This is a genomic window from Bacillus sp. JJ1127 (assembly GCF_036965845.1).
Taxonomy (GTDB): domain Bacteria; phylum Bacillota; class Bacilli; order Bacillales; family Bacillaceae_G; genus Bacillus_A.
In genome coordinates this window covers 9744-19929 of record NZ_JBALQK010000189.1, presented here as the reverse complement: position 1 = coordinate 19929, position 10186 = coordinate 9744, and the positions used below count along the sequence as shown (strand labels likewise).

Sequence of the window (10186 nt, the reverse complement as noted above, 5' to 3'; positions counted from 1 at the left end):
TTACTTCGCATGTGGCAGAAAAAGGCCCTGACCGCTTCTATGCATGGCCATATGCTCTCTCCCACTTAAAAAGAGGGGGTTTATGTCGGTTTTTTAATTGATGTATATATATCAATATTCTTAAGTGATTTGTCTTTGTAATTTTTGTTTTATTCTGAAATATATATTTGAGAGTGAAATGATTTATCCCACTATTCCCGGGCAGTAATATCCCTACCCTTACCTCAAGATTCAGAGAAAAGCGAGGAAGATAGGTGGTGCTTTCCATCAGTGGAGGATGAAGAAAACCTTCACTGATGGAAGTTTCACCTTATAAGATCGAAACAAAGGAGAGTTAGTTATGAAGAGGATTTCATATATTGAAGACTTTGAGAAATGGGAAAGTGATTTTTCATTTTATATTCCTGTTAAGGTTCGTTTTGGTGAAACCGATATGTTTGGGCATATGAATAACGGTGTTGCTTTTACATATTTTGAAGCAGCACGTATTGAATTTTTTAAGGAGCTCGGTTTTATGCAAGAATGGACCCATGAAGCGTCAGAAACGATGATTGTAGTTGCTGATCTTCAATGTAACTTTTTGAAACAAATCTTCTTTGATGAACATTTAAAGGTATATGTTAAAGCTGGATCAATTGGAAACTCTTCTTTAGATTTACACTATATGGCGAAGAATGAAGCTGGTGAAGTTTGCTTAGTTGGACGCGGAGCAATGGTGCAAGCATCGAAGAAAACGGGAAAAGGAGCACCTTGGCTCGAAGAATGGAAACAAAAGCTGTTACAATAATAGAATGCAAAAATAAGAGAGCGAAATGGCTCTCTTATTTTTTTTCACCCATTGCTTCTTCTAATGTTAGGTGATGTTTATGTAAGTATGTAGCATATGGATTGCCAACGTAGCGAAGATGCCATGGCTCATATGCGTATTCTGTCGTATCTGTTTTGTCCTCTAAATAACGAATAACGAAGCCAAATTCATGTGCGTGTGCTGCTACCCATTTTCCTTCTTCAGTTTCTCCAAAGATAGGTTCTAATTGATATTTTGCAGATTTAGAACTAATATCCATTGCAAGCCCTGTTTGATGTTCGCTCGTTCCAGGAACTGCACTAACTGAATCAGCCTCAGCTTGTCCTTGACGTTTAATGTATGTATTATGTAAGGATTGTTGTCGTTTATATGAACGATAACCTGATACAGCTGTAAGCTCTAGACCTTGCTCTTTTGCAGCTTGGAACATTTTTTCAAGAGCAGTGGCAGCATCTTTACGAAGTAATGTTTTTTCTTTATCTTTTGGAGATGTAAATGGAACGTTTGGCTTAGTTAAATTTTCTGGTATATAGCCATCTGGCAATTTACGATGTTTATTTACTAATACAAGCGGTGAATCTGGATTTGTAACAAGAGAAAAGTTTTCATCTATTTTTTTGGCTGTCTGTGCTGCCTTTGGAAAGGCAGGAATCTCTTCTTTTGGATGTTCAACATGTTTTTGTGTTTCGACAGCTTTTGCTTCATTGTGTAGTAGAGACTTCGAACCGAAATAAGCCAAGGATGTGATACCGATTACAATCGTAGCGGCAGAAATAATAACTATCTTTTTCATAAAGCTGTGTAATTTCAGTCCTTTCTTATAATTTATTGATTGTTTCATTATAAATCTAGTAGTTTGAAAAAGAAACATAAGAGTCGTAATGTAATAGAATTGCAAAGAAAATGCAAGAAAATGTCAGTTGGTGTAGAAAAATGTGTCAATGTGGATTTTTTTTTCGGAATAATACATATCTAAGCTTTCATGAAAGTAATTTTTTATGTAATATATATATATAAGAAGATGTAACGATTAATAAGAATGAATGACCTCTTGTATAGACTAGGAGTGAGTGGGAATGGATTTTGCAACAATTATTGGAATTATTTTAGGTGTAGTTGCGGTAATAGTAGGGATGTTTCTTAAGGGTGCTGACATAGCCGCACTATTAAATCCTGCCGCAGCAATGATCATTTTCGTTGGAACAACCGCGGCAGTATGTATTGCGTTTCCAATGAATCACTTAAAAAAGGTGCCAAAATTATTTAAAATTCTTTTTGGTTCAAATAAAAAGAATTTAAGTTATGAACAATTGTTGGAGTTATTTGTTCATTGGACATCGGAAAGTAGAAAATATGGTATTTTGTCTCTAGAACAACAATTAGACAAAATCGAAGATGAGTTTCTTCTGCGCGGTATGAAATTTGTTATTGATGGTGTATCTGCAGAAGATTTAGAGCAAATTTTAGAGGCTGAATTAGAAGCGATGGAAGAACGTCATGCAAAAGGTGCAGCTATTTTTTCACAAGCTGGGATGTATGCACCGACGTTAGGGGTTTTAGGTGCTGTAATCGGTCTTGTTGCTGCACTTGGGAATTTAACTGATATTGACAAGTTAGGACATGCTATTTCAGGCGCATTTATTGCAACGATTTTTGGTATTTTTTCAGGTTACGTGTTATGGCATCCATTTGCGAATAAACTAAAGCAAAAGTCTGCAGAAGAACTAGAAAAGAAACGTCTAATTATTGATTGTTTATTAATGCTGCAAGAAGGTACATATCCGTTTATCATGAAAAATCGTATTTTAGGTGCACTTTCTGCGACTGAGCGTAAAAAGCTAGAACAGGGAGCGGAAAAAAATGCGGAGTAGAAAGAGTAGAAGAGGCAAAAAGAAAAAACATGAAGAGCATATTGATGAAACATGGTTAATTCCATATTCTGATATGCTGACATTGCTATTTGCACTTTTTATCGTTTTATTTGCGATGAGTAGTATTGATGCTGCCAAGTTTAAACAAATGGCAGTCGCTTTCAAGAGTGAATTGTCCGGTGGTACAGGAAAAAAAGAGTTTTTAAGTGATCAAAAACCAAAGAATGAAAAAGATTTATCGGCAAATAGTCTTGAATCTGAAAAACTGAAAAAACAAGCTGAAGCTGAAGTGAAACAGCAAGAAATGAATGAATTAAAAGCGGTACAAAAAAGTATTGATCAATATATCTCTGAAAAACAATTGTCATCTTCTTTTAAAACAGAATTAACAGAGCGTGGTTTGATGATCACGATATTAGAGAATATATTGTTTGATTCAGGGAAAGCTGATGTAAAAGTAGAATCGTTAAACATTGCCAAAGAAATGTCGAATTTATTAGTTTCAGCAGCTCCGCGTGAGATTACAGTATCTGGTCATACAGATAATGTTCCAATTGCAAATGCTCAGTTTGCGTCAAACTGGGAATTAAGTACGCAGCGTGCTGTAAACTTTATGCAAGCCTTGCTTCAAAACAATCAATTGGACCCAAGGAAATTTAGTGCGATTGGATACGGAGAATATCGTCCGATTGCGTCGAACGATACATCAGAAGGAAAAGCGAAGAATAGACGTGTAGAAGTATTTATTTTACCTCTAACAAAAAATATGGAATAAAATAAAGGATGGCGAAAGCCATCCTTTATTATTTCACATCAAATGATTTTAAATTGTCTCGGCGAATTTTATCTTTTTCTGCATCAGATTTTTTGAAGTCATAATCATATAAAGCGCCTTCCCAGTCACCGTACATTGGGTTAGGGAAAATAATGAATTTCTCACCGAATTGTGCTTTTGTTTCTTCAACTGTTTGATTGCGGTCTTTTACTGATTTTCCATCAAAGCCAGTGAAGTCAGATAAGTTGTCACCGAAGAATAGGACAATATCATGCGACTGTGAAACAAGTTCACGACGTTTTTCTTTCCCTTTTTCTTTCGGATCTTGCAACAAGATATGTTCTTTCGTTGCTTGTGGAGCACCAACGCGTTCAAGGTTTTTAATTGTTGCATCTAATTGATTTGTTTTACGGTTTGAAATGTAATAAATGTCTACACCTTTAGAATCTGTATATTTTAAGAAATCAATTGCCCCAGGAAGAGCCTCTGCTTCTGCTTTATTAATCCAGTCGTCCCATTTATAAGGATAGCCTTTTCCTGTTTTTACAGTCATTGCTTGATGAGGGCTGTTATCTAAAACAGTTTCATCTAAATCAAGTACAATAGCAGGTTTTTTGTTTGTTCCTTTAGCAAGAGCTGCATCAAGTTTTAATTGACCAATGTTATATCCTTGATAGTACAATGCTTTTGCTTCACCAGCTTTTTGATACCATAAATCGGCCATCAATTGCTGATCTGTTAACTTTACTTTTTCTTCTTTTGCCACTGTTTTCTCAGCTGTTCCTGAACATGCTACAAGTGATGTAGAAAGAACTGCTACAGATAATAAAGTGGCAATGCCTCTTTTCATCTTCATATGTACCCTCCTTGATGTTACTAAATCATCTAATATTATATATTAAAATGTAATGTTATTTGTAGTTTTTTTTATGAACTTTTGCATATTGTCTTTTGTATATATAGTAGTATGCCCTATATTAGGATGATGAATAAAAATTTACTGCTATCTTTGACAATTTTGGTTGTCAAAATGACAATTATAATTGACAATAAACTATTTATTATTTACAATTTTAACTAAATGAAGAAAATGGTGGATGATAGAGGGAGTGGTATATAAGTGGGAGTAAGTATGGGATGAAATAAAATCGTATGTGTTACGATATTTTGCTTTAAATAATCATAACTTTTAAAAAAGAGCAAGGATGATAGAGAAGGGGAGGATTTATACTTTGAGTTTACAAATTCAAAACTTAACGAAAATATTTGGTGAATCAAAAGCAGTCAATCAATTGCAAATTTCATTACCAAAAGGTGAAGTGCTAGGACTACTTGGCCGAAATGGTGCAGGAAAAACGACAACGATTAAAATGCTCCTCGGTTTATTAACTCCTAATGAAGGATCGATTACATGGGACGGAAAAGCAATTTCTGAGAGCGGTGTAACAATTGGATATCTTCCAGAAGAAAGAGGATTATATACAAAAAGTAGAGTGGTAGATCAACTGCGCTATTTTGGCAGATTAGAAGGAATGACGAAGAAGGAAGTGGATCGTGCAATTGATCGTTGGTTGGAGAAATTAGCAATCCCAGAATATAAATTTAAAACGGCAGGAGAGCTTTCAAAGGGAAATCAGCAAAAAATCCAATTAATTGCGGCGCTTATTCATGATCCAGAGCTTCTTATTTTAGATGAGCCGTTTAGCGGGCTAGATCCAGTTAATGCTGGTATGTTAGCAAGTATTATTGAAGAACAAGTACAAAGCGGGAAAACAATTATTTTATCGAGTCATCGAATGGAACAAGTGGAGGCATTTTGCCAACATGTATGTATTTTGAAAAAAGGAGAAGCAGTTGTAGAAGGACATCTAAGTGATATTAAACAAGAATACGGTTTTCGTAATTTAACAATTGAAGATGCGTTAGAAAATGAACAGGCATTGCAAGCTCTAAATATTCCGTACGAAAAACAACAAGGACTGCTTTATGTGAAAGTTCAGAATGACGCAGAAGCCCTAACGATTTTACAAAAGTTACAAGAAAAAGGTGTCAGCTTACGGCAATTTAAAATGCTAGAGCCAACGTTAAACGAAATATTCGTAGAAAGGGCGAAATAACAATGCGTAAATTTCCTCATGTATTTTCATTTTATTTTAGGGAATCGTTTTTATCCAAAAAATCATTAATTACAAGTGCGATTTTATTTTTAATAGTGTTTGGGATTATGGCGTTTACCCACTTTACTGATGATAAAGATAAAGGGAAAGATAAAATCGCGGTGGTAACAGAAAGTACCACATATAAAGTACAGGAAAGTGATTTAAATAAATTACTCCCATCAGCGAAAGTAACTGTGGCGCAAAAAGAAGAATTTAATGCGTTACGTAAGCAAGTGGAAGAAGGAGAGTTAGACGGTCTATTCCGTATTACAGAAAAGAATGGCATTCCAGAAGTTACGTATATGTATAGTGGCTTTCCAAGTCAGTCAACATCTACGCTCATAGCAAGTTATTTGAAGGAGCAATATACAGCGGTAATGATTGAAAAAAATAATGTGTCTCCAGAAGTAGCAAAACAATTGCAAATGGAAATTCCGATGAAAGAAGAAGCGATAAAAGATCGTGCGTCTTCCTTTGGGATTGCTTACATCTTTACGCTTGCGTTATATATTTTTATTGCGACTTTTGGAAATATGATTGCCATGAATATTGCATCTGAAAAATCATCGCGTGTAATGGAAGTAATGCTTCCGAAAGTAAAACCACTTACGATGATGTATGCGAAGATTTTAGCAGTTGTTTCAACTGCCTTATTACAATTATTGATTTCGGCTTGTGGTTTCTTTATCCCCTATTTACTTGGGTGGGTCAGCTTAGATAATGCATCATTAGCTGGTCTTCCGATTGACCTTGCTAAATTAGATGCGAAAGTTATAAGTTTGTTTTTAATATACTTTATTACAGGGTATTTGTTATATGCAGTGATGTATGCGGCAGCTGGAGCTGTTGTTTCTAAAATAGAAGATTTACAGGGCGTTTCAATACCGATTATAGTGTTAATCATGGGTGCACTTTTCATTAGCATTAAATCACTAAGTGATCCGAATAGTACAATTGTTGTAATTAGTTCATATATTCCATTCTTTACACCAATGGTCACATTCTCCCGTGTTATAGCAGGAGAAGCAGGTGCATTAGAAATTAGTATTACTTTAGCAATTTTACTGGTAACAATCGCTATTTTAAATTTCGTTACAAGCCGCATTTACGTCAACGGTGTCATGAACTACTCTGATAAAGTGAAATTTAAAGATTTAGCGAAGTTTATCAAGCGTCAATAAGAAGGCAAAGCGTGATTTTCTAAGGGAATCATGCTTTTTCTTTATGTGTAAATAAGAAATAGTATATAATAATATGTATCGTCTTTTGATAGAATGAACGTAAAGGAGGGTGTGCAGATGGGAATTAGTAGCCGTTTTACAGTAGGTGTTCATATGTTAACGTTACTTGCGATAGATCGAAACTCTCGCTGTACCTCTGAATGGATTGCCGGTAGTGTGAATACAAATCCAGTTGTGATTCGTCGCATTACAGGAATGTTGAAGAGAGCGGGTCTTGTTGATGTCCAAGCTGGAAAAGGTGGTACGTCACTTGCTCGTGATTTAGATGAGATTACATTACTTGATGTATATAAAGCAGTGGAAGTAGTGGAAGAAGGGCATCTATTTTCTTTCCATGAGAATCCCAACATTGAATGTCCAGTAGGAGCTAATATTCAATCTGTATTAGAGATTATATTAATGCAAGCACAAGAAGCGATGGAAAATGTACTTGCGAATGTAACAGTTCAGCAGCTTGTTACAAATTTACAATCGAAAATCAAAAAGTAAAAAAGCGAGTCTCATATAAGAGGGCTCGTTTTTTTACCTATTGCTATGCTGTTTTCTTTTGTGTAGCAACTGAAGCAGAGCGATTTAAAATACTATTTGCGACCATTCCAGCCATTATGATAATCATACAGATAAGTGAGAGTCCGGCAGGGAATATATAGGGAAATAAGTTAATAAATGAAAGATACAAAAAAGGTACCAAGTAGGTACCGGTGCCTTTTAGTAAGAACGTGGCATAAGCAATAAACAAACAAGGTAAGCTAAAAAGCCTGTTCCGAAACATAGAATTGCAATTACCCAAAGAATTCGAATCATACTAGCGCTTATGTCGAAATATTCTCCTAAACCACCGCATACACCAAATAATACTTTATCGGCCTCAGATCTACGTAACTTTTTTTCCATTATAAAATCCTCTCCTTTTTGGATACCACCAGTTATTTTTATATGTATCGGTGATATCTTCTACTTTTATTTTATAAGGAAAAGCGCAAGGGAACTATCGAATAATATTACAGTTTTCTGAAAGAAGATTACATGTTTGTAATGGTTTTTTAGGTATATATGAATTTATCCCGCTATTTGCGGGCAGTAAGACCCTCACCTCAAAATTCAGCAAAAGCAAAGAAGTTAGGTGGGGGATCAACTGTCCGTAAAAGCCCGATTCGTTCAACTAATAATTAGTGGGGGATGAAAAAAACCCCCACTGATTAAAGTTTCACTTTATTTCCGAAAGCGATACGGCACTGTTGTAACGATAACATTTTTCTTATATAAAAGGTAAACGCGAAGCAATACACTTGATTGATTGTGTAAAATATTATGCCAGCTTTTCTTTGTGATGAATTGCGGAATTAAAACAGTAACAAAGCGGTTTTTTTCTTGTGCTTTATGCTGAATAATTGTAATCAATTTTGCGATAGGTCGCATTAAACTTCGGTAAGATGAGATAAAGGTAACAAGGCGAATGTTTGGTTGCCATTCTTTCCATTTTTTCTGCATACGTAGTTCGCTTTCTTTATCAAAAGCTACATATACAGCGATAACTTGATCGCTAATTGTTTCTGCGTAATTGATGGATTGCTCGACTACTTTTGTAATGCCAGCGATGGGAACAATTACGATATTACCGTTTGATTTTTCGGTAATTTCATCAAAATTAACCCGTAATTGTTCTCCTACTGCATCATAGTGATGGTGGATGCGATGAAAAATGAAGACAATGATAGGTAGAAAGATAAAAATGGACCATACTTGTGCAAATTTTGTAATAAAGAAAATGAGAAGCACAGTTAATGAAATAAGAGCACCTAATAAGTTTGTTAGTAATTTAGGCATCCATCCTTGTGGTTTTTCTCGTAACCATTTTATAATCATACCTGTTTGTGACAATGTGAAAGGAATGAATACTCCTACGGCATACAGTGGAATAAGTTGTTCGGTTTTTCCGTGGAAAGCTATGATTAAAAGGATAGAACCGATTCCTAACGTAATAATTCCATTTGAATATCCTAAGCGATCCCCTCGCATTAAATACATACGCGGCATATATTTATCTGATGCTAAATTAAATGCTAAAAGTGGAAACGCTGAAAATCCTGTGTTGGCAGCTAATACTAAAATAAGCGCCGTAGTTCCTTGGATAAAGTAGTATATGAAATTTCTTCCAAATACACTTGAAGCAATTTGAGACACGACAGTTTCGTTATGCTTTGGAGCAATTCCATACCAATATGCTAAAAATGTGATACCCGTAAATAAAATAGCGAGAATCGTTCCCATCATCACTAATGTTTTTGCTGCATTTTTTGCTGCTGGTTCTTTGAAGTTTGGAATTGCATTTGAAATAGCCTCTACTCCTGTTAAGGCAGAGCAGCCAGATGAAAATGCTTTTAATAAGAAAAATAGTGTAATGCCTGGTACGACAGTCCCAATTGGTGTATGTAAATTGGCGGGAGCTTGTCCGGTAGTAATTTTTACAATACCAACAATAATTAAAATAACAAGTGCAAATGCAAAAAGATAGACAGGATAGGCTAAAATGGAAGCTGATTCCGTCACGCCTCTTAAATTCAAAATCGTAATAAACATGACAAGTATAACTGCAATCGGAACGGTGTAAGGATGCAATGTTGGAAAGGCTGATGTAATGGCGTCAGTTCCAGCTGAAACACTTACTGCTACAGTCAGAATATAATCTACAAGTAGTGATCCCCCGGCGATCAGTCCAGCGTTCGTACCTAAGTTTTTCTTTGAAACAACGTAAGCACCGCCGCCGTGCGGGTAAGAATAGATGATTTGTCTGTAAGATAAAATAAGTGCTGTTAATAAGATTAAAACACCGACTGCAATCGGAATGGAATACCAAAAAGCAATCGCTCCAAATGCAGCGAGAACAATTAAAATTTGTTCAGTCCCGTAAGCAACAGAAGAAAGAGCATCAGAAGACAAAATTGCAAGTGCTTTAAGTTTATTTAATTTTTGTTCTCCTAGTGCTGTTGATTTAAGTGGTCTACCAATTAAAAATCGTTTGAAGACTGAAAACATAATAACACCACCAATATATAATTTTGCGTACAAAGTGAATTGATTCTATCTAGTAGTATGAACGACTTTATGGGAAAGGTTTCTGAAAATGAAGAGGTAATAAATGGAGTGTTTAATATATATGTGGGAACGGTTTGTAGAGACAATCCTTAGTATAGTGTTAGAGCAGGTATAGCGTGTAGGGTTACTGTTTAGATAAGAAATTATAAAACTATTTGATTGAAAAGATGATCTTGTATCGAAATAGGCTTTTTTTATACATCAATAAAAAAACGATATAAAACCCCTCTTTTTAG

The 10186-nt window shown here is 35.3% G+C and carries 10 protein-coding genes and 1 pseudogene; 6 read left to right on the top strand and 5 right to left on the bottom strand.

Annotation, left to right across the window (positions count from 1 at the left end; all coding sequences use genetic code 11):
- Nucleotides 1-340 precede the first annotated feature (340 nt).
- On the top strand, nucleotides 341-787 hold the full coding sequence (locus V7183_RS18350) for an acyl-CoA thioesterase (protein WP_097898147.1): 447 nt from the start codon (nucleotides 341-343) through the stop codon (nucleotides 785-787).
- A 34-nt stretch (nucleotides 788-821) separates the two neighbouring features.
- On the opposite strand, the gene V7183_RS18345 is transcribed toward V7183_RS18350, so the two are convergent.
- Nucleotides 822-1601, bottom strand: coding sequence for a M15 family metallopeptidase (locus V7183_RS18345; RefSeq protein WP_097898146.1), 780 nt, complete (start codon nucleotides 1599-1601; stop codon nucleotides 822-824).
- 283 nt (nucleotides 1602-1884) lie between these two features.
- Here V7183_RS18345 and motA point away from each other — a divergent pair, with 283 nt between their 5' ends.
- Together motA and motB are read left to right on the top strand one after the other, a co-directional pair.
- On the top strand, nucleotides 1885-2679 hold the full coding sequence (gene motA / locus V7183_RS18340; protein ID WP_097898145.1) for a flagellar motor stator protein MotA: 795 nt from the start codon (nucleotides 1885-1887) through the stop codon (nucleotides 2677-2679).
- Nucleotides 2669-3454 (top strand): flagellar motor protein MotB, encoded by a 786-nt coding sequence (motB, locus tag V7183_RS18335; protein ID WP_335360384.1) that lies wholly within the window; start codon nucleotides 2669-2671, stop codon nucleotides 3452-3454. The genes motA and motB overlap by 11 nt, the downstream gene beginning before the upstream one ends.
- Nucleotides 3455-3482: 28 nt before the next feature.
- Here motB and V7183_RS18330 read toward each other — a convergent pair whose 3' ends face one another.
- Nucleotides 3483-4310, bottom strand: coding sequence for a 5'-nucleotidase, lipoprotein e(P4) family (locus tag V7183_RS18330; protein WP_097898143.1), 828 nt, complete (start codon nucleotides 4308-4310; stop codon nucleotides 3483-3485).
- A gap of 376 nt (nucleotides 4311-4686) precedes the next feature.
- Here V7183_RS18330 and V7183_RS18325 point away from each other — a divergent pair, with 376 nt between their 5' ends.
- The 3 genes from V7183_RS18325 to V7183_RS18315 all read left to right on the top strand — a co-directional run bounded on the left by V7183_RS18325 (nucleotide 4687) and on the right by V7183_RS18315 (nucleotide 7343).
- Nucleotides 4687-5571, top strand: a complete 885-nt coding sequence (locus V7183_RS18325) for an ABC transporter ATP-binding protein (protein WP_141523116.1) — start codon at nucleotides 4687-4689, stop codon at nucleotides 5569-5571.
- Between the two features lie 2 nt (nucleotides 5572-5573).
- Nucleotides 5574-6794: an ABC transporter permease gene (locus tag V7183_RS18320; RefSeq protein WP_097898141.1), complete on the top strand. Its 1221-nt coding sequence runs from the start codon at nucleotides 5574-5576 to the stop codon at nucleotides 6792-6794.
- A gap of 117 nt (nucleotides 6795-6911) precedes the next feature.
- Nucleotides 6912-7343 (top strand): Rrf2 family transcriptional regulator, encoded by a 432-nt coding sequence (locus V7183_RS18315; RefSeq protein ID WP_141523117.1) that lies wholly within the window; start codon nucleotides 6912-6914, stop codon nucleotides 7341-7343.
- A gap of 43 nt (nucleotides 7344-7386) precedes the next feature.
- On the opposite strand, the pseudogene V7183_RS18310 reads toward V7183_RS18315, so the two are convergent.
- The 3 genes and pseudogenes from V7183_RS18310 to V7183_RS18300 form a co-directional block, all read right to left on the bottom strand.
- A pseudogene (locus tag V7183_RS18310) lies at nucleotides 7387-7497 on the bottom strand (multidrug resistance efflux transporter family protein); the annotation flags it as partial.
- Between the two features lie 65 nt (nucleotides 7498-7562).
- The gene (locus V7183_RS18305; RefSeq protein WP_097898139.1) at nucleotides 7563-7748 is read right to left on the bottom strand and encodes a PspC domain-containing protein; all 186 of its coding nucleotides are present in this window, start codon (nucleotides 7746-7748) and stop codon (nucleotides 7563-7565) included.
- A gap of 318 nt (nucleotides 7749-8066) precedes the next feature.
- The gene (locus V7183_RS18300) at nucleotides 8067-9890 is read right to left on the bottom strand and encodes an APC family permease (RefSeq protein ID WP_335360383.1); all 1824 of its coding nucleotides are present in this window, start codon (nucleotides 9888-9890) and stop codon (nucleotides 8067-8069) included.
- Nucleotides 9891-10186 lie beyond the last annotated feature (296 nt).

Excerpts from the sequence above, each read along its gene's own strand:
- V7183_RS18350 (WP_097898147.1), top strand. The coding sequence starts at position 341 with ATGAAGAGGATTTCATATATTGAAGACTTTGAGAAATGGGAAAGTGAT.
- V7183_RS18345 (WP_097898146.1), bottom strand. The coding sequence starts at position 1,601 with ATGAAAAAGATAGTTATTATTTCTGCCGCTACGATTGTAATCGGTATC.
- motA (WP_097898145.1), top strand. The coding sequence starts at position 1,885 with ATGGATTTTGCAACAATTATTGGAATTATTTTAGGTGTAGTTGCGGTA.
- motB (WP_335360384.1), top strand. The coding sequence starts at position 2,669 with ATGCGGAGTAGAAAGAGTAGAAGAGGCAAAAAGAAAAAACATGAAGAG.
- V7183_RS18330 (WP_097898143.1), bottom strand. The coding sequence starts at position 4,310 with ATGAAGATGAAAAGAGGCATTGCCACTTTATTATCTGTAGCAGTTCTT.
- V7183_RS18320 (WP_097898141.1), top strand. The coding sequence starts at position 5,574 with ATGCGTAAATTTCCTCATGTATTTTCATTTTATTTTAGGGAATCGTTT.
- V7183_RS18315 (WP_141523117.1), top strand. The coding sequence starts at position 6,912 with ATGGGAATTAGTAGCCGTTTTACAGTAGGTGTTCATATGTTAACGTTA.
- V7183_RS18305 (WP_097898139.1), bottom strand. The coding sequence starts at position 7,748 with ATGGAAAAAAAGTTACGTAGATCTGAGGCCGATAAAGTATTATTTGGT.
- V7183_RS18300 (WP_335360383.1), bottom strand. The coding sequence starts at position 9,890 with ATGTTTTCAGTCTTCAAACGATTTTTAATTGGTAGACCACTTAAATCA.